This is a genomic window from Paraburkholderia sp. IW21, assembly GCF_041321145.1.
GTDB lineage: Bacteria > Pseudomonadota > Gammaproteobacteria > Burkholderiales > Burkholderiaceae > Paraburkholderia.
Map to the genome: position 1 here is coordinate 68552 of NZ_JBGGWA010000007.1, position 19178 is coordinate 87729.

16 protein-coding genes are annotated in these 19178 nt (G+C 64.0%); 10 read left to right on the top strand and 6 right to left on the bottom strand.

The window, feature by feature from the left end; genetic code table 11:
• Nucleotides 1-3: 3 nt before the first annotated feature.
• Nucleotides 4-1263 carry a DNA topoisomerase IB gene (locus ACAX43_RS17965; RefSeq protein WP_370710024.1) on the bottom strand — a complete coding sequence of 420 codons (1260 nt, stop codon included), beginning with the start codon at nt 1261-1263 and terminating at the stop codon, nt 4-6.
• Nucleotides 1264-1422: 159 nt separating this feature from the next.
• Here ACAX43_RS17965 and ACAX43_RS17970 point away from each other — a divergent pair, with 159 nt between their 5' ends.
• The 4 genes from ACAX43_RS17970 (at nt 1423) to ACAX43_RS17985 (ending at nt 3423) form a co-directional block, all read left to right on the top strand.
• A complete protein-coding gene (locus ACAX43_RS17970) occupies nt 1423-1764 on the top strand; it encodes a chemotaxis protein (RefSeq protein WP_370709769.1) in 342 nt (113 codons plus the stop codon).
• Between the two features lie 104 nt (nt 1765-1868).
• Nucleotides 1869-2420, top strand: coding sequence for a type 1 glutamine amidotransferase domain-containing protein (locus ACAX43_RS17975; protein ID WP_370709770.1), 552 nt, complete (start codon nt 1869-1871; stop codon nt 2418-2420).
• Between the two features lie 98 nt (nt 2421-2518).
• On the top strand, nt 2519-3082 hold the full coding sequence (locus ACAX43_RS17980; RefSeq protein ID WP_370709771.1) for a DUF4142 domain-containing protein: 564 nt from the start codon (nt 2519-2521) through the stop codon (nt 3080-3082).
• Nucleotides 3079-3423 carry a DUF1488 domain-containing protein gene (locus ACAX43_RS17985; RefSeq protein WP_370709772.1) on the top strand — a complete coding sequence of 115 codons (345 nt, stop codon included), beginning with the start codon at nt 3079-3081 and terminating at the stop codon, nt 3421-3423. The genes ACAX43_RS17980 and ACAX43_RS17985 overlap by 4 nt, the downstream gene beginning before the upstream one ends.
• A gap of 135 nt (nt 3424-3558) precedes the next feature.
• Here the strand turns inward: ACAX43_RS17985 and ACAX43_RS17990 are convergent, their stop codons facing one another.
• Nucleotides 3559-3798: a hypothetical protein gene (locus tag ACAX43_RS17990; protein ID WP_370709773.1), complete on the bottom strand. Its 240-nt coding sequence runs from the start codon at nt 3796-3798 to the stop codon at nt 3559-3561.
• A gap of 344 nt (nt 3799-4142) precedes the next feature.
• Between ACAX43_RS17990 and ACAX43_RS17995 the strand changes: the two genes are divergently transcribed.
• A complete protein-coding gene (locus tag ACAX43_RS17995; RefSeq protein ID WP_370709774.1) occupies nt 4143-4595 on the top strand; it encodes a PA2169 family four-helix-bundle protein in 453 nt (150 codons plus the stop codon).
• 232 nt (nt 4596-4827) lie between these two features.
• On the opposite strand, the gene ACAX43_RS18000 is transcribed toward ACAX43_RS17995, so the two are convergent.
• The gene (locus ACAX43_RS18000; protein WP_370709775.1) at nt 4828-5166 is read right to left on the bottom strand and encodes a BON domain-containing protein; all 339 of its coding nucleotides are present in this window, start codon (nt 5164-5166) and stop codon (nt 4828-4830) included.
• Between the two features lie 519 nt (nt 5167-5685).
• On the opposite strand from ACAX43_RS18000, the gene ACAX43_RS18005 reads away from it, so the two are divergent.
• From ACAX43_RS18005 to ACAX43_RS18025, 5 genes are all read left to right on the top strand, one after another.
• The gene (locus tag ACAX43_RS18005; RefSeq protein WP_370709776.1) at nt 5686-7167 is read left to right on the top strand and encodes an RNA polymerase factor sigma-54; all 1482 of its coding nucleotides are present in this window, start codon (nt 5686-5688) and stop codon (nt 7165-7167) included.
• A gap of 137 nt (nt 7168-7304) precedes the next feature.
• Nucleotides 7305-8486: a pyridoxal phosphate-dependent aminotransferase gene (locus ACAX43_RS18010; RefSeq protein ID WP_370709777.1), complete on the top strand. Its 1182-nt coding sequence runs from the start codon at nt 7305-7307 to the stop codon at nt 8484-8486.
• A gap of 39 nt (nt 8487-8525) precedes the next feature.
• The gene (locus ACAX43_RS18015; RefSeq protein ID WP_370709778.1) at nt 8526-10376 is read left to right on the top strand and encodes a VRR-NUC domain-containing protein; all 1851 of its coding nucleotides are present in this window, start codon (nt 8526-8528) and stop codon (nt 10374-10376) included.
• The gene (locus ACAX43_RS18020; RefSeq protein ID WP_370709779.1) at nt 10373-12652 is read left to right on the top strand and encodes an ATP-dependent DNA helicase; all 2280 of its coding nucleotides are present in this window, start codon (nt 10373-10375) and stop codon (nt 12650-12652) included. Before ACAX43_RS18015 ends, ACAX43_RS18020 begins: the two co-directional genes overlap by 4 nt.
• Nucleotides 12653-12724: 72 nt before the next feature.
• Complete coding sequence (locus ACAX43_RS18025) at nt 12725-13213, top strand: SRPBCC family protein (RefSeq protein WP_370709780.1); 489 nt, start codon at nt 12725-12727, stop codon at nt 13211-13213.
• A 132-nt stretch (nt 13214-13345) separates the two neighbouring features.
• On the opposite strand, the gene ACAX43_RS18030 is transcribed toward ACAX43_RS18025, so the two are convergent.
• The 3 genes from ACAX43_RS18030 to ACAX43_RS18040 form a co-directional block, all read right to left on the bottom strand.
• Nucleotides 13346-16021: a mechanosensitive ion channel family protein gene (locus ACAX43_RS18030; protein WP_370709781.1), complete on the bottom strand. Its 2676-nt coding sequence runs from the start codon at nt 16019-16021 to the stop codon at nt 13346-13348.
• Between the two features lie 360 nt (nt 16022-16381).
• A complete protein-coding gene (locus ACAX43_RS18035) occupies nt 16382-16726 on the bottom strand; it encodes an NIPSNAP family protein (RefSeq protein ID WP_370709782.1) in 345 nt (114 codons plus the stop codon).
• Nucleotides 16727-16923: 197 nt separating this feature from the next.
• The gene (locus ACAX43_RS18040; RefSeq protein ID WP_370709783.1) at nt 16924-18360 is read right to left on the bottom strand and encodes a sigma 54-interacting transcriptional regulator; all 1437 of its coding nucleotides are present in this window, start codon (nt 18358-18360) and stop codon (nt 16924-16926) included.
• Nucleotides 18361-19178: the final 818 nt, after the last annotated feature.

Here is a 19178-nt window from a genome sequence, read left to right on the forward strand (position 1 = left end):
TAATCAGGTCGACGAACTAGGAGAAGAGCGCGCGGGCGTTTGCGCGCCGGCCTTGGCGCCGGTCTTCGCCGCAGCCTCTTTGCGCACCACGCGCGATTTTTTCAGCAGACGGGTCAGCGATCCGTTGATGCCGTCAGTCACCGTCGACTTACGGCCCTTGGCGCCGGCCTGCCGGGCCAGCTTTGCCGCGCGTTTCTCCGCATGGGCGAGCAACGCGGCAAACGCGACTTCATCCACCCTGAGTCCACGGCGCGCGTGGCCGGACGTCAAGCCTTGTAACTCGTCTGCCTCGAACGCGCTGATCACCACCGGGTGAATGTAGCAACGCCGACAAACCGCAGGCGTATTGCGAAGTAACGCCGCCACGTCCTTGACGGTCGCAACGACATGGCGGCGCGCTTCCGTCGCACTGGTGCACATCAGCCGCCGCAGGGCGGCCAAGGCATAGACGCTGCCGGCCCACGTCCGATAGTCCTTGGCGGTGAAGTCGGCATCGCTTGCGCGGCGCAGGTAATCGTTGATGTCGGCGGAGCCTACGGTGCGGCGCGTGCCGTCCTCGTCGAGATACTGGAACAGGTCGTGGCCCGGCAGTTCGGCACAGCGGCGCACGATGCGTTTGATGCGCGGATTGTCCACCGTCACGTCGTGCTCGATGCCGCTCTTACCGCGAAACTTGAAGCGCAACTGGCCGGCTTCGATCTTTACGTGCTTTTTGCGCAGCGTCGTCAGGCCGTACGACTGGTTCTCACGCGCGTATTCCACACTGCCGATGCGAATCAGCGTGGTATCGAGCAACTGCACGATCGCGGCGATGACTTTGTCGCATGGCATGCCCGGCAGTTTCAAGTCGCGTGCGACGCGCGCGCGGATTTTCGGCAACGCACGGCCGAACTCGGCCATGCGTTCGTACTTGTCGGCGTCGCGCGTCTCGCGCCAGCGTGGATGGTAACGGTATTGCTTGCGGCCCCGCGCGTCGCGGCCGGTCGCCTGGATGTGGCCGCGCGCGTCGGGGCAGATCCACACATCTTCGTAAGCGGGCGGGATGGCGAGTGTGTTGATGCGTTTGATTTCTTCTTCGTCGTCGATGCGCGCGCCGGCCACGTCGAAGTACGCGAAGCCGTCTTTTTCACGCTTGCGCGTGTAGCCCGGTTTCGCATCGTCGGCGTGCCGCAAGCCCGGCGGCATGGCGACGGGAGCCGCTTGCTTCGCGCTGTCGTCAGTGCGTTCGGCGCGGCGTTGCATCGGGTTGGTCGTGGCAGCCATCGTCGCAGGTAGAAGTTTCAAGGGGAGGCGCGGTTTGCGCCAATGTCCGGAGGCAAGCAAAGACGATGCCCAGTGATCCTGCGTGCCCTGCGTCTCCTGCGGGCGGAACGGTCCTTGCGAATAGTCGCTATGGGTACTGGATAAACCAAGGAGAGCGCCATGAGCAGCACGTTGAACCCCGATGAAGAGCCGCAACAGCAAGTGAAGCAAACCTCCGGCACGACGGGCGCGCTGGGCCCGAGCGATTCGTCCGATAGCGGCAGTGATGTCGCAGGGGCGAAGCGTCATGAATTCGATGTCGATTCCGAGCTGGACAACCATGCACTCGAAACCGGCGATACCGAACTTGGCAGCGACACCGATCGTTCCGGCACGGGCGAGCGGGCCGCCGCGGACGGCGACTCGACGCTGGTGGAAAGCGGCGATATCGAACCCGATCGAATCGTCGACCCCTTGGCTACCGACGACGACGGCCTCGACGACGACCCGCAGGGTCGGTAGGCGGCCGGTACGCATGGGCACGCCTTTTGCTGGTTAAGACATCAACATAGGGGCCAAATCGCGCAACTGCGCCGGTCCCTGCACTAACGTGAAGGAGAAATTGCATGGCTAACACGCTGAACGGTTGCAAGGTGGCGGTACTCGCAGTGGACGGTTTCGAGCAAGCCGAACTGGTCGAGCCGAAACGCGCGCTCGTCGAGGCGGGCGCAACGGTGCACGTCATTTCAGCGAAGCCCGGCAAGATCCAGGGTTTCAAGCACGTCGACAAGGGCGACACCGTTGAAGTCGATTCAACCTTCGATAAGGCATCCGTCGGCGACTACGACGCCGTGGTATTGCCAGGCGGTGTGGTGAACGGGGACGCGATCCGTCTGCTGCCGCAGGCGCAGGCCTTCGTCAAAGCCGCCGACAGCGCGAAGAAGCCGATCGCGGTGATCTGCCACGGCGGATGGTTGCTGGTATCGGCAGGGATCATCAAAGGACGCACGGTGACGAGCTGGCCGAGCCTGCAAGATGACATTCGCAACGCGGGCGGCACGTGGGTGGACAAGGAAGTGGTCGAGGACGGCAATCTGATCAGCAGCCGTAAGCCCGACGATATTCCGGCCTTCAACAAAACGCTGATTGCGCAATTGTCGAAGCGTAAGACTGACTAGGCGTGGCGGGATGAACGAGGCGCGCGGAGGCTGTTTTGAAATGCTGCGCCGCGTTGATCCAAGCCGCTTGGGTGGATAAGTCGATCAGGGAGAAAAGCATGAAAATCCGATATTCGCTACAAGTCATGACGGTGGCGCTGGGTCTAGGCGCTGCGTCGATCGGGGCGGTGCACGCGCAAGCCAGTGACGCCCCCGCCAGCGACGCGCCGATGAGCAGCCCGAAGCTTTCGCCGGCGGACCAGCAGTTCGTGCAGGACGCCTCCAAGTCAGACGCCACAGAAATCGCGGCAAGCAAAATCGCGCTCAAGAATTCGAGCGATCCGCACGTCAAGAAATTCGCGCAGCAAATGATCACTGACCATACGAAACTGTCGAAGGGCATGGCTGCGCTCGCGGCGAAGAAGGGGCTCGCCACGGCGCCGTCCGCCGATTCCGCGCTGGTCGGCAAACTGCAAACCCTCAAGGGCAAGGAATTCGATCAGGCCTATGTCGAGCAGATTGGGCTGGAGGCGCATCAGCGAGCGGTCGACCTGTTTCAGCAGGAAAGCCAGAGCGGCACCGATGCGCAACTGAAGGCCGCAGCCATGCACGCCTTGCCGACCATCAAACACCACCTTGCGATGGCGCAGCAACTCGCTGGCGCAATGAAGGGCTCGTCATGAATGCGACCCTGCCGCGGCCGGCCTATGAGGATTCCCTTATGCACATCACTTTTTCCGACGACCAGCCGTCCTTCGACGGCACGAATCTGACTGTGCGCTTCATGGCGCGTGTCGACGGCGAGCCGGTGGTGTGCGCGATCACCGCTGAGGCGCTGGAAGATCATTTCGGTGCGGATTCCGCACTGGAGGCGACGTTGATGGCTGCCTTCGACAAAGGTCGCAACCGCATCCGGTCGGTCTGCGCGGAAGCGCTCGACCAGAACGACGGTGCAGCCGTCGTGTTGCATAGCGGCCTGTTCAGAGTGGAAGGCATGGAACCCGGTCGCGACACCACTGCGTAGTCCCGTTACGTGGTGCCGCCTGCGCGTGCTGGTCAGCGCGACGCCAGGCGGTTGCCCGGGCCGCAAAACGCGACTCAACGACGCAAGGAGGCCTCATGTCACTCATCGTCGCAGCACGGTTTACGACTTTTCCGTTCAGACCCAGAGACGCAGCGCATCGCGTCGCGGCTGCGAGGCACGATCCGCGTGACCTTCGTCGCGCGTCGGTTCACAAGCCGCGGCTGTCAACCCGTCATGTTTGACGCCGCACGACGGCACGGCTTGCGCGCTCGCAGCCGGCGCATCGTGCTGTTCCATGTGCTCACGAATCTGCATCACGGTGGCCGATGTGACGATCGCGACCGCGACGAGAAGTTCTGCGCTCCTGATCTTCATGGTGATGCTCCCTGTCGTTGTTGCCCGCCTATTATTTTCAATTCCTTGCACGTCTTGCAGCGTGTTCATCCCATGCAGGATGCGGCGCGGGCGGAGAGTATTAAGCAACCACCGTGCCATTCATGGAAAGCCTCACGGGTGGGGCTTTCAGACCGATCGGCGGGTAGTTGGGCGAGCAACTTTTACGCGCGTTGGCAAGATTGCGAGTGCTTGGCGCGCTTCGCACAGCGGGTCCGCAATAGTGCGCACCAGGCACGGCTCGTGCGCATAGAGAGATGAACTCCTTGCCACATGAAAGCGTGTGGCGGCGGATTCACGATAACGAAACCCCTTGGAGGTATTGAATGGCTACGAACGTTGTTTCCGTGCTGAACGATCTGGTCGAAACGTCGAAGGATGGCGAGAAGGGCTTTCGCAAGGCGGCTGAAGATGCGCATGATGCGCAGTTGAAGACCATGTTTCTATCGCGTGCCGAAGACTGCACACGTGGTGCGCGTGAATTGCAGGATGCGGTTCAGGCAATGGGCGGCAAGCCCGAAACCGGTGGCACCGTGAGCGGTGCGTTGCATCGCGGCTGGGTCGACGTGAAGTCGGCCGTGTCGAATCGCAGCGACCATGAGATCCTGGCCGAATGCGAAAAGGGCGAGGACGTTGCGAAGAAGCGCTATCACGACGCGCTCGAAAAGGAATTGCCGCTGGACGTGCGCGCTATCGTTGAGCGTCAGTACCAGGGCGTGCTGCAAAACCACGATCGTGTGCGCGATTTGCGCGATCAGTATGCTGCGGCCAAGCGGTAAATGCCGGTGGGCGGCTGGCGTTCTGATGGACGCCGGTCGCCTGAAGCAGGAAAGCAGTGGAGAAGGAATGCAGTAGCGGGCCCGTGTACGGGTGCATCGCAAACCGCCGACGCAGGAAAAAGAAAAGCCGTCCGTTATGCGGGCGGCTTTCTTCATTGTCGTAGCACTCAAGTAGCACTAAAACGACGGAAAGGCCCGGCCGAAGCCGGCGCCTTTTATCGATCGTTGGATCTTATTCCGCAGTGACCTTCAGGTGGTTCCTCACGCTCGAAACGCCCTCTACGCCTTTCACGACTTCTCCAGCCGCAGCCTTGTCGTCAGCTGAAGGCACCGAGCCCGTCAGCCACACCACGCCCTTGCGTGTCTTCACGTGGATATGGGTCGACTTGACGTTCTTCGCGCTGAGCAGTTCGGCCTTGGCCTTGGTGGTGATCGTGCTGTCGTCGACGTGCTGGCTGATGGTTTCGGATGCTGCCGACGGGGCCGACGCGCTGGTTTGCGCCGTAGCGTTCAGTGCGAATGCGACACAAGCGATGCTACCTGCGGTCTTCAGAAGTTGGATGGTCTTCATGGTTTCTCCTTCGGGTGTTGATGAAATTGCGGTCTTGTTGCCTGCGGTCGATCGCGGTCGAAACCGCTGATGACTCACGTGGGGTCGTTGCCGCTACGGTTCCGTCAGGGCCCGTTATCGACACCGGACGACGGCTTAAGCATGCGGTTTCGTCTGCTGCGCTTCGTTCGCGCTTCTTCGATTCGCGTGCAAAGGCCGGCGGCCGTCCACATAGTGATCTCACGCAAGCGGTGTGCCCGCTACGCGCGGCCAGCGCCTCCGCGCCGCGCAAGCCTTTACGGCGCATGCCTTTAGCCTGAGGAATAAGGTGAGGCAAACATCGCTTGCACCGGTTGGCCGGCTGCGGAGCGGACCCCCGGAAATTGCCGGGGGCTTGTAAAAATGGCGCCCGCCGGGTGCGCAATTGGCGGGCCTGAAAAGGCAAAACTTAAAAAAAACAGCATGTTGGGCGCGTTGGTATGACAGTTGCTCTATAGAGGCCACACACCAATCCGCAGCTTTTAATGGGACCTCACTACAATGCCTTCAATTGAACTACGCACGAGGCAGTCTCTCGCACTCACGCCGCGTCTGCAGCAATCAGTGCGTCTGTTGCAGTTGTCGTCTCTGGAGTTCCAGCAGGAGTTGCGCACCGCGCTCGACACCAACCCGTTCCTCGAGTACGACTCCTCGGAAACGGAAGACGTGGCGCTCGCCACCGCTTCGTCAGGCGATGACGCAGGCGCGGCGCCCGCGACGGATACGGTGGCAACCGCCGAACCGGATTCGCTGCAGCCTGAAGCCGGCGGCAGCGACACGCTTGAGAGCGCAGGCCAGGACGACGTGCCCGGCGACTTTTCCGGCGATTACAGCAGCCGCAGTTCGACGCGCCAGAACGGCGACTCCGACAGCAGCGATCCTGCCGAATGGGCGCGCTCCCAACCCACCTTGCGCGAGCAGTTGCACGACTCGCTGCGTCTGTATCGACTCGACGACCGTGATCGCGCCGTGGCCCGCTTCATCATCGAGGCGCTCGACGACGACGGCTATTTGCGTCAGGAACTCGCCGAGCTCGCGGACAGCGTCGACCTCGAACCCGAACTGACCGAAGATGAGTTGCTGGTGGCACTGCGTCTCGTGCAATCGCTCGATCGTCCCGGTCTCGGCGCACGCTCGCTGTCGGAGTGTCTGTCGCTGCAAGTGAATGCCTTGCCCGCCGAGACGCCGGGACGCGAGGTGGCGCGGCAAATCGTCGATCATCATCTCGAACGCCTCGCGCGCCGCGAACAGGCTGAACTGCAAAAGCAGATCGGCTGCAGCGCGGAGGAACTGCGGGTGGCATGCGCGCTGGTGCGCAAGCTCGATCCGAAGCCGGGCAACTGCTACGGCCGTACCGAAGACAACTACGTGGTGCCGGATGTGATCGTGCGTCAGGCGCGCAACAAATGGGTGGTGACGATTAATCCGGCGGTGCAGCCGCGGGCTCGCATCCATCGCATGTATGCGGAGCTGTTCGCGCAGTCGGCCGGTACGAGCCGCTCGCCGCTCGCGCAGCAACTGCAGGAAGCGCGCTGGCTGATTCGCAATGCGCAGCAGCGTTTCGATACGATTCAACGCGTGGCCGAATGCATCGTCGCGCATCAGAAGGCCTTCTTCCAGTACGGCGAAATCGCGCTGAAGCCGATGGTGCTGCGCGATGTAGCCGACGAGCTGGGTCTGCATGAATCCACCATCTCGCGTGCGACGGGCAACAAATATATGGCCACGCCGCGCGGCATTTTCGAGTTCAAGCATTTCTTCCCGCGCGAGCTCGGCACGGAGAGTGGCGGCACCTGTTCGGCCGCGGCTGTGCGCGCGCTGCTCAAGGAGATGATCGCCGCGGAGAACACCCGCGACCCGCTCTCGGATGTGACGCTGGCCAGGATGCTGGCGGATCAGGGCGTGCTGGTGGCGCGGCGCACGGTGGCGAAATATCGGCATCTGATGAAGGTGCCGCCGGCGGAACTGCGCCGCCAGATTTAAGCGCGCCGCCCCCTTTGGGGCACGGGCTTCACTGAAGGGTCACGCGAGACTGGGCGTTCGCGCGACCCTTTTCCGTATCTGGACGTTTCGTGCGCGGGCCATTACATTGGCGGCTCAAGTCGAAACGGGGTGAGTCAATGAAGTACTCGAATCTGGTCGAGCGTTTGCAAGGCAGGCGCACGTCGGCGTGGGAAATCCATCGCGTCGCCCAACAAGCGTTTGCCGACGGCGAAGACGTGATCGTACTGAGCGTCGGCGACCCCGACTTCGCGACGCCCGCGCCGATCGTCGAACGCGCTATCGAGGCGTTGCGCGGCGGTGATACGCATTACAGCGCCGTGTCCGGCCGCGAGCCGTTGCGTGCGGCGATTGCCGACGAACATACGCGCTCGACCGGCCGTGCCGTGAGCGCGGCCAACGTGATCCTGACGGCGGGCGCGCAGAATGGCGTGTTCGCCACCTCGCTGTGTCTGCTGGAGGCGGGCGACGAAGTGATCGTCCCCGAGCCCATGTACCTGACGTACGAGGCTTGTGTGCGCGCTGCGGGCGCCACGCTCGTTCCGGTGCCCGTGGATCCCGAGCGGGCGTTCCACCTCGACTGTGAAGCGCTCGAAGCCGCCGTCACGCCGCGCACCCACGCCATTTTCCTTGCGACACCCTGCAATCCGACCGGCGTGGTGATGCCGCGCGCCGATCTCGAACGCATCGCGCGGCTTGCCTGCAAGCATGACCTATGGGTGCTGTCCGACGAGGTCTATGCGGACCTCACGTTCGAGCGCGAGCACGTGAGCATCGCTGCGATGCCGGGCATGGCGGAGCGCACGGTGACGCTCGGCAGCCTCTCGAAATCGCATGCAATGGCGGGTTGGCGCGTCGGCTGGGCGATCGGGCCTGCCGTGCTGATCGAGCATATGGGGCGGCTCGCGCTGGCGATGCTCTATGGCTTGCCGGGCTTCATCCAGCAGGCCGCATTGACGGCCCTGCGGAACAAGGCGCCGATCGTGGCCGAGATGCGCGAGATTTACCGCCGCCGCCGCGATGTTGTGTTCGAGCGCTTGCATCGCGTGCCGGGCTTGCGTTGCCTGCTGCCCGAAGCAGGCATGTTCATGATGGTCGACGTCAGCGGCACGGGGCTCGATACCGTCGACTTCACCTGGCAGCTGTTTCGCGCGAAAGGGGTGTCGCTGCTCGACGCTAGCGCATTCGGCGAGACTGCGAATGGTTTCGTGCGGCTGGGTTTCGTGGTCGACGAAGCGCGCCTGATCGACGCGTGCGATCGGATTGCCGCGTTCGTGGGCGGATTGAATCACGGAGTTTGATATCATCACTGTATAAACATACAGGTTTCATGAAAGCCCGTGGCGACAGATGCTCCGTCAGACGTTCGGTCTGATGCCCCTTATTACCTGCTGAACTTCGAGCGTGCGCTGGCGTGGCTCGCCGAGCGTTACGGCGACCTGCTGGACGCGCATGAACACGCTTTTCTGCGCGACTTCGCCGCTTTGCCGCAGCCTTCGCGCGCGTTGCTGGTCCGCATGCTGATGCGCAAGGGTGCGCTATTCCGCGCCAGCCGTCTGTCTTATGACGAGATCGGTTGCTCCTTGCAGGCTGCTGCGCCGCTGTCAGCGCTCGGCTGGGTCGACACCGAACCGGCCCTGACGCTGGACAATCTTTTCGCGCTCACCACGCGTCCTGAGTTGCTGCTGATCTTCGCGGACGCCGTCGCCTTGATCCCCGGCGCGAAAGGCTTGCGCAAACCCGACCTGCTCGAAACCCTGCGTCCGTTTTACGAAGGCGAGGGCGACGAATATGTCAGCGCCGCGCTTCCATTGTCCGCGTGGCACAGCCAAACCACCGATTGCGTCCTGCACGTCGTCATCGCGCCGCTTGGTGAGCGTCTGCGCCTGATGTTCTTCGGCAATCTGCAACAGAACTGGTCGGAGTTCGTGCTCGCCGATCTCGGCGTGTTCCAGTACGAGAAGGTTGCGTTCGCACCTTCGTCGCGGGCCTTCCAGTGCCGCGCGGACGTTGACGTCTACCTCGCGCTGCATGCGTGCCGTGAAGCGCTTGAATGGCTGCCTGGCGGCGAGCCGGCGTCGGAGTCCGAGTCGGAGGCGATCGATGAACTCGTCGCCTCCGTCGCCGCGATCGAAATCGCGAACCCGTGGCTCGAAACGCGTCGCGCGAAGCTGCTGTTCCGCATCGGGCAGTATTGCGAGCGTCGACAGAACTGGCCCGCCGCGCTTGCCGTTTATCAGGGGTGCGCGTGGCCCGGCGCGCGCCATCGGCGCTTGCGTGTGCTGGAGCGCAGCGAACGGTTCGACGAAGCCTTTGTCCTGGCCGCGCGAGCCGCCGCCACGCCTGAAAGCGAAGAGGAAGCGCAGCGCCTCGCGCGCATGCTGCCGCGTTTGCAGCGCAAGCGCGGCGAGCCGGCGGCGCGTGTGCCTGCCGCACGGCCGGTCGAGCGCGGCACGCTGGTGCTGCCACGGCCCGAGGCGCCACAACCGGTCGAGTACCTCGCCCGCGATCACCTGACGTGCGGCGAAGCGCCGGTCCATTACGTCGAAAACGCGCTAATCAACTCGCTGTTCGGTTTGCTGTGCTGGGAGCCGGTGTTCGCGGCGCTGCCCGGGGCGTTTTTCCATCCGTTCCAGCGCGGGCCGGCCGATCTGCATGCGCCGGATTTTTATTCCCGCCGTGCCGAACAATTCTGCGCGTGTCTGTCGCAACTCGACAGCAGCGCCTATCGCGAGACGATTTTGCGGCATCTGCAAAGCAAGTCCGGTCTGCAATCGCCGTTCGTGTTCTGGGGTGTGCTGACGCCCGAACTCGTCGCATTGGCGCTGGATTGCCTGCCTGCCGCGCATCTGAAGCTATGGTTCGAGCGGCTTTTGCGCGACATCCGCAGCAACCGCTCGGGCTTGCCGGATCTGATCCGTTTCTGGCCGGCCGAGCGTCGTTATGAGTTGATCGAAGTGAAGGGCCCCGGCGACCGCTTGCAGGACAACCAGATCCGCTGGCTCGCATACTGCGCGCAGCACGGTATGCCGGTGCGTGTGCTCGATGTGCAGTGGGCCGATGAAGACGTCGCCGTGACCGGCGCCCCGGCAGCGTTCACGCAAGAGGCTGCGGCTGACGCCAAACCGGAGGCCACCACAAGCGCTCCCGCCGAGACCGCTACAACCGCCGCAACCCAGGGCGCCGCATGACCTACGTGGTCGCCGTGCGGGCGATGTGCGAATTCACCGCCAGGCGCGGCGATCTCGATCTGCGCTTCACGCCCGCGCCTACCTCGCTGGAAGGCATGGTGGGTCACGTAACGGTCGCCGGGCGGCGCGCGAGCGGCTATGAAACCGAGATCACGCTGACCGGCACGCATCGCGGTTTGACCGTGCGTGGCCGCGCCGACGGTTTCGACCCGGCGGCGAACCGGCTGGAAGAAGTGAAGACCCATCGCGGCGATCTGGAACGGATGCCCGCCAATCACCGCACGCTGCACTGGGCGCAGGCGCTGGTGTACGGCCATCTGCTGTGCCGCGCACGCGGACTCGCCGAATTGACGGTAGCGCTGGTGTACTTCGATATCGGCAGTCAGAAGGAAACGTTGCTGACCGAAAAGCACAGCGCGCGTGAGTTGGAGACGTTCTTTATCGAGCAATGCGAGCGCTTTCTCAATTGGGCCGTGCAGGAGGAAGCGCATCGCGCCGCGCGCAACGCCGCGCTCGGCGCTTTGCAGTTTCCGCATGGACAGTTTCGCAGCGGGCAGCGCGAGTTGGCGGTGTCGGTGTATCGCGCGGCGCGTGACGGCAAGCCGTTGATGGCGCAGGCGCCTACCGGTATCGGTAAGACACTCGCAACGATTTTCCCGCTGCTCAAGGCGTGTGCGTCTGACCAGATCGATCGCGTGTTCTTCCTCACCGCGAAGACGCCCGGCCGCGCGCTTGCCCTCGATGCGATCGAGACGCTGCACCAAGGCGCCGCTGCTTCATCTTCAGCGCGGTTGCCGCTGCGAACGCTCGAACTGGTCGCGCGCGACAAAGCCTGTGAACATCCCGATAAGGCCTGCAACGGCGAGTCCTGTCCGCTCGCACGCGGCTTTTACGACCGGCTCGACGCGGCCCGCAGCATGGCGTTGGCAGGGGCGCGGCTCGATCGCGCGTCGGTTCGCGAAGCGGCGCTCAAGCACGACATTTGCCCGTACTATCTCGCGCAGGAACTGGCGCGCTGGTCCGACGTGGTGGTCGGCGATTACAACTACTACTACGACAGCAGCGCGATGCTATACGCGCTCACGCAGATCAATCAGTGGCGCGTCGGCGTGCTCGTGGACGAGGCGCACAATCTGCTCGAGCGCGCGCGCCGCATGTACACCGCGTCGCTCGATCAGGCGGCGTTTCGGCTCGCACGCAAGACCGCGCCGGCAACGTTGCGCAAGCCGCTTGAACGGCTGCAGCGCGAGTGGAACGCCGGCAAGCGCGCACAGACCGACACGTATCAGGTCTACGCCGACGTGCCCGGCAAGCTACTCTCGGCGGCGCAGAATCTGATCGGCGCCGTGACCGATCAACTCGCCGAAGCGCCGCTCTCAATCGACGAAGCATCGTTGCGGTTTTTCTTCGATGCGATGCATTTCGTCGCGCTGGCCGAGCAATTCGGCGAGCATTCGATCTTCGACATCACGCTCAGCGCCGATCGCTTCGCGCCGCGCGACAAAACCAGCTCGACGCTGTGCGTGCGCAACGTCATCCCCGCGCCGTTTCTCAAGCCGCGCTACGCCGCCGCGCGCACCACGGTGATGTTTTCCGGCACGCTCAATCCGCATCATTTCTATCGCGACACGCTCGGGTTGCCGGAGCAGACCACATGGCTCGACGTGGAGGGCCCGTTCCGCGCCGAGCAGTTGCATGTGCGTGTGGCAGGCAATGTGTCGACGCGCTGGCGTGACCGCGAACGTTCGCTGGTGCCGATCGTCGATCTGATCGCGAAGCAGTATGCGGCGCAGCCGGGCAACTATCTGGGTTTCTTGAGCAGCTTCGAGTATCTGCAGCGGGTTGTGGCGTTGATGCGCGAGCGCCATCCGGACCTGCCGGTCTGGGCGCAGGAACCCGGCATGGACGAAGCCGCGCGCGACGCGTTCCTCGTGCGCTTTCGCACCATGAACCGGGGCGTCGGTTTCGCGGTGCTGGGTGGCGCGTTCTCCGAAGGCATCGATCTGGTCGGTCAGCAACTGATCGGTGCTTTCATCGCCACGCTCGGCTTGCCGCAGATGAACGACGTCAACGAGCAGATGCGCCGCACAATGGACGCGAAGTTCGGCAACGGTTACGACTACATGTATCTGTACCCCGGTTTGCAGAAGGTCGTGCAGGCGGCCGGGCGCGTGATTCGCACGGAGCAGGACGTGGGCGTCGTGCATCTGATCGACGACCGGTACCGGCGGCCCGAAGTGCGGCGTTTGTTGCCGCGCTGGTGGCGGGTACAGTGAGCGCAGCGGCGTTTCGCACAGGTGACGACAGCAGCGACAATAACGGTGACAACAAAAACGACGGGAGCAGCCGTGCAGCGCATCGACTACCAGTTTTCGACGATATGGCGCCTCGATGCGCCGTTGCAGGCCGTATGGGCGGTCATCCACGATTCGGCGCACTGGCCTGAATGGTGGAAGAGCGTCGAACGGGTCGCGCAACTCGAAGCGGGCGACGCGGACGGTGTAGGCGCCGTGCAGCGTTATACATGGAAGGGACTGCTGCCGTACCGGCTCGTGTTCGATATGCGGGTCACGCGCATCGAGCCGCTGGTCGCGCTGGAAGGCGATGCGAGCGGCGATGTCGAAGGCAGCGGGCACTGGCGCTTCTCCACCGATGAGGCCGCTCACACGGTGGTCCGCTACGACTGGCGCGTGCATACGAACCGGGCGTGGATGAATGCGCTTGCGCCCGTCATGCGGCCGTTCTTCCAGTGGAACCACGACATGGTGATGCGTGAGGGCGGCCTCGCGCTCGCGCGGCGGCTCGATGCGCGGCTGATTGCGATGGACCACGGCTGAGGCGGCGCCCTCCGGCGCTCGTCTTCCGCAACGCCATCCCTTTAGCTCAAGGGTAGTCGACCTGCCTACCGCGAGGCGGACCGAAGGCGCTGTGCGGAAGGTCTACAAAAGGCGCGCCCCACGGTTTGTACTTCACGCATGCGGAGAAGCTGAACCAGGCGCTGCCGGCGCTCCTCGCGGCGCCTCGGGCTTAGGCTCGACAGGCGGTTGGCCTTTGGCAGGTGTGTCCGGCGCGTCGGCGTCGGCGGCTGTGTCGTCGGCGAGCGTGGCATCTTTGCGTGCCGCGCCGCCGCCGGTGCGATCGGCGGACTGCGGTGCGTCATGGCCCGTGGCGCCCGCCGGCGCCGTGCCGAAGGGCAGCGCACTCTCCGGATCCCACGTCAGCAGGTGCCGTTGCGGATTCAGAATCTCGATGCCGCGCGCGCTGAACTGGTCAACAATGCGCCGGTTGAATTCGCGCTGGACGCCCCAGCGCGCGCTGTCGCGGCACTGGATCTGGCCGGCCAGCGTCACTGCCGAGCCGTCCACCCCATCCACGCCCCAGAAGCTGAAGTCGGACAAAATGCCGGTTTTGAACTTCTCGTCCTCGCGCAGCGCGGCGCCGATTTCCTTCAGCGTATCGATGGCCAGATCGACGTCCTGGCCGAACACGATATTCACCTTCACGGCCGCATTGCCGAGCCCGCGATTGGTGTTGTTCACCGTCGAGACCGAACTGAACGGCACGGTGTACAGCGAACCGTCGCTGCCGCGCAGCCGCACCGTGCGGATCGACAGATACTCGACGGTGCCGGATACGCTCGCGAGCGTGACCCAGTCGCCGACCTGCATCGCGTTTTCCATCAACAGGAAGATGCCGGTAATGAAATCCTGCACCAGCTTTTGCGAACCGAAGCCGAGCGCCACGCCGAAGATGCTCGCACCGGCCAGCAGCGGGCCGATGTTCACGCCGAGTTCGCTCAGACCCGTGAGTACCACCACCAAGGCGATCACGCAGAAGAGCGCGCTGCGCAGCATCGGCAACAGCGTGCGCAGGCGCGCGGCGCGCACGAGGTCGCCGCTGGTGGTCCAGCGGTCCAGCCGCTGTTCGACCGACACGTTGACGCTTTCCCACACCAGCAATGCAATCACGGCGGCGACCCCGATCGTGACGATCGCTGAAGCCAGCCGATGGCCAACCGAGCCGCTACGGAACAGGTCGGCCACGTGGACGCCCCATACCTGCAACAGCGCCAGCGCGGTGACGATGCCGATGATCCACGAAACGGACCGCCGCAGCAGCGGGTAATAGCGGTAGGCATGCTGATGCACGAGCGACTTCGCCGCGTCGTCCTGAACATGGAAGAGCCGCGCCATCGCACCGAAGATCACGATCGAGACGACCCGTGCGCCCACCAGGATCGCCAGCGAAATGCCGCCGAGATGCAGCAGCGTGTGATAGCCGTTCTGCACGTCGAGTGCCCAGATGAACCACAGCGCCATGACGACGAACGCCGCGACCCATGCCCATGCGTCGGCGAGCGCCTTGCCGAACATTTCCAGCGATGCGCGCGCCGCAAAGCGCTTGCGGATCAATTCGCCGACCGGCTTCGCGCATTGCAGGATCAGGATCGAGATCATGACGTGGCCGGCGAGCGCGACCACCTTCATCAGCGCGAGATGCGCCGCGTCGTTCAACCCGAGCGACTGCGCGATCTCCGCGACCGCCGAACCGGCGCCGACCACGCTGACGATACGCACCATCCAGCGCTGCACGAAAACGGCCCACGCATCGCTCATGCGCAACAGACGCAGGCGCGGCGCGGTGGGTTGCAGGAAAAAGCCGCTGACGATCACGATCATTCGGCACAGCACGTAGATGTCGATCAGCGAGTCGAGGGCGCTGTCTTGCGGCGTGCCGTCGTCGGTGAAGATCGACATCAGCGCGCTTGCCGCGCCGACGAACACCGCCAGCGGCAACACGCGCAGCACCAGCGTCAGCAGCCCGCGTGGCAGACGCTGCAGCAGGGTCCAATGATGCACGGCGCTCTGCTTGCCTTTGACCTCGGTGGCTTTGCCGGTGGCGGTTGGGATTGCGGACGTGGCGGGCGTCGCTGTCTGCGTCGCTGCATCGGGCGAAACAGGCGAAACGGGCAGTGGCGGCGCTGCGTTGGGCGCATCGGCCGGTTGCGGCAGGACGTCGACGGGCAGATCGGCTGGCGGCGCGCTGTCTTCATCGCCACGCTCGCGGCGCGCGGCGAGCGCCGTGTACGCGCGGCGCAACAGGCGGCGTGCGAGCCATTCCAGCACGAGCGCGGGCAGCAGCGCGGCAAGCAGCGACCATGCAACATGGGCGAGCACGCTACGCGCTTGCGGGTTGGTCAATTGCCAGTTCCACCACGCGCGCACCGAAGCAACGTCGAGTAGCGCGGCGACCGACCCGCGCAGCGACATGCCGAGCTGCGCGGCCCAATGCGCGCCTTGTCGGGCGAGTTGCGAGGCGAGGCCGTTGGACTTGAAAGCGGCTGGAACGAGGGCGGCCACGCTGCTGGCCGGCGCCGGGGCTGACGCGCCTGACGCGGCCGCAGCGGCGGCGGGCGGCGCGCTCAGCGCGCCCGCTGCCGCGATTGCTGCGAGCGTGTCGCTGACTTGCGCGCGGCGTTTGGGGTCATTGAGGACGCTGAGGGCCTCGCGGGCCTGCTCGGGCGTCAGGGTAATCGCTGCACCGGATGCCCCTGACGCGGGAGCCGGATGCGCCGCGGCGGCGAAGGCCGGCGAAGCGCCAAGGATGAGAAGAACGAGAAACCAGGCGTGAAATATTTTGCGCATAAGGTGTAAGGCGGGGTACCAGGTGCGGACGGCTGTGCGTGACGCGTGGATCGGTTCGGCAGGACCCTGAACCGACACCGTTTTGGACGTACAAGTTCCTTCGGCGGCGGCTTCGGGTGGACGGGCGCGTCGGCTGGACTCGTGGCGACAGGTAGCAGAAAGCTTGCCTGTCAGACGGCACTGACACGCGCACGTCGATCGCGAGGTCCAGGAATTCGCCCGTCGACGTGGAACGTGACAGGGTACTACGCGCGGACGCAGCGGCGCGAGGCTGCGTAGGCATTGAGGCCCTGCGGCACGGAGGCAAAGGCGCGAAAGCGCAGAGCTCGGCGCCGCAAGGACACGCCGGTCCGGTAAGCCCTAGCCTGCCATCGCACCTGCCGCCGGCAAGCCAAGCGTGCCTTCGACCACCTCGGTGAAGGTTCGCTCTTCACGCAGAATGAAGCGCTTTGTCTGCGCGAGCCTGAAATTGTCCTGCGCTTCGGCATCGGCTCGTAGCCTCGCCCGATAGGCCTCATACGCCGCGAGGCTGTCGAACGCGATCAAGCCCCACGCGATGTCGTTGGTGCCTTCGTTGGGCAGGAAATAGCCGATCAGATGACCGCCGCAACGCGGAATAATGCGTCCCCAGTTGCGGGCGTATTCGTCGAAGGTGTCGCGTTGGAACGGATCGATCTGGTAGCGGATAAAGCAGGTAATCGCCATGTGCAAGCTCCCGGTTGGCTCAGATGCTCAAGCATCCGGGTGCCAGTATGGCGAACGTTCGATTGGAACGTTTCATGGGATTCTGAACTGTGATTGAGCAAGGCACGCTGCGTTCAATGGCCGTACCAAGGCGCTGCACACGAACGACGGGCCCGCTTTCCCGACGACATCGACAAAACGCCGCTCGGCGTGCGCGGCTAGACCAACGACGGCGCCTGCCGCTCCTCCTCTTCGCCGGCATCCGCGCCGCCGTTGGCGTTCGACGCGCGCCCGGCGGCCGGATCCTGATGCAGCCGGTTTGCGTGCATCAGGCGATACAGCGTGGCCCGCGAAATGCCGAGCTCGGCCGCGGCCTCGGACAATTTGTAGCCATGCCGCTGCAACGCGTGCTCGATCGCGTCTTTTTCGGCCTTGCTGCGGATTTCCGCCAGCGTCACGGCCGGCCCGTTCTCGGCTTCCGGCAAGCCCAGATCGCTTGCCGTAATAAAACGCCCCTCGCTCATCACCACGGCGCGACGCACGCAGTTGATCAGCTCTCGCACATTGCCCGGCCACGCGTAGTTCGACATGGCGACGATCGCGTCGCTCGACAGCCCGCGCAGTTTGCGCGCGCCGTCCTGCTTGTACATGCTGAGTGCATAGTTGGCGAGCAGCTTGACGTCGCCACCGCGCTCGCGCAGTGGCGGCTCGACGAGCCGTAGCACGCAGAGGCGGTGATACAGGTCGGAGCGGAACCGGCCGTCTTCGACCGCCTTGTCCAGATCGACGTGGGTTGCCGAAATCACCCGTACGTCGACCTTGATCGGCCCATTGCCGCCCAGCCGCTCGATGGTGCCTTCCTGCAGGAAGCGCAGCAGGACCGCCTGGCACTCATGCGGCATGTCGCCGATTTCATCCAGAAACAGGGTGCCTTCATGGGCGCTTTCGATCCGGCCGATCTTGCGCTGTAGCGCGCCGGTAAAGGCACCGCGCTCGTGGCCGAACAATTCGGCTTGCAGCAGGCTCGGCGGAATCGCCGCGCAATTGATCGCGACGAACGTTCGGGCGGCACGAGGCGACCGCTCATGAATTGCCCGGGCAGTGAGTTCCTTGCCGGTGCCGGATTCGCCGGCGACGAACACAGGCGCGTCGGTCACGCCGCATTTGTCGATGCGCCGGTACAACTGCTGCATGGCCTCGCATTGCCCGACCATGCCATGCCGCCCGAGCGTCGGTTCCGGAGCGACCGGCGCGTGACGCAGGCTCGACAACCCGTGCGCGTGGCCTAGCGCGAATACGAGCCGCTCGTTCAACCACGGCCGGGTAACGAAATCGAAGCAATAGTCGAGGATGAAGCGGCCGACCAGTTCGTTCTCCGCCTGGCCCGGTGCGATCTGGGCGACCCAGTTGGTTTCGACGCGCCGCATGCACGAGGCTAGCGCGGACAGATGCTGGGAGGTGCACTCACTGGGCAATTCGACGAGGCCGACCTTGATATTGCCACGCTCGATCATCCGTTCGGCGACCGCCGTGCTCCTGGCGTGTACTGCTTGCCAACCAGACGCCGCCAGAAAGCTGGCGAGATGCTGATCGGGTGAGTTCGATACATATAGAACGGTGCGTTCGGTGTCTACAAGCGTGCAAGTCGTATTCATTGTTACCCCCGGTTCGTTGCTGCTCTCACCACTACTGTTCGACGTACTGGACAGACCGGCAATGACACCTTCACGGTAGAAGCCATGGCGGGGACATGGAGCGCGCGGTGCGAGCCGCGCAATGTGACAGGTCGGACAGATGGCGGCGCGGCACCCAACGCCGGAACTGCCTACCGATTTCATCCTCGCATCACAAAACCCACAAAAGCTTTTTTACCTGGTTGGCCTGACACTGGCGCTCTATGGGGCGCATGGCTTAACGATAAGCGAAAGTGCTTTCGAGCGCCATACAAACAAATCTGGATTCAGAAACGTTTTGCCGGCCGCACCGCCCGCCTGCCGCTCAAAAATCGCCGGTCAACGCCTGTTATGCGCGGTGTCCCACACAGCAGGGCAATCCGCCATGTGGCAATCGCGTGACGGCTCATGCGTCTTCGCATCGTCATGTTTCAAGCTTGCGACAGATTGGGCAGCCCGCTGGCACGCTGCTTCGTGTCCCGAAACATCGGCATATTTGACCGGGCCGCGGCGTGAACCAAGGCGGGAAGCGGGCCGCGAGGTAACGTGTCAATACCGCAAGCAGGTACGTCCTTCCGAGGTGCGTCAGTGAGTCGGGCAATCGCGTCTCAGATACGAATCAACGTGTGACGCCGAGGGCCGCCCCGAGGCGCGCTGCAGGCGTAAATCACCGTGGAGCAAGGGTTTGAGGGCATCTGGCATAACCATTGCAATAACCCGGTCACAAGCGAATGCATTGCCGCCGGGCTCCAGAAGCACGGGGAGCCGCAGGTAGAACAAGCTGGCGGCAACACAAGCTT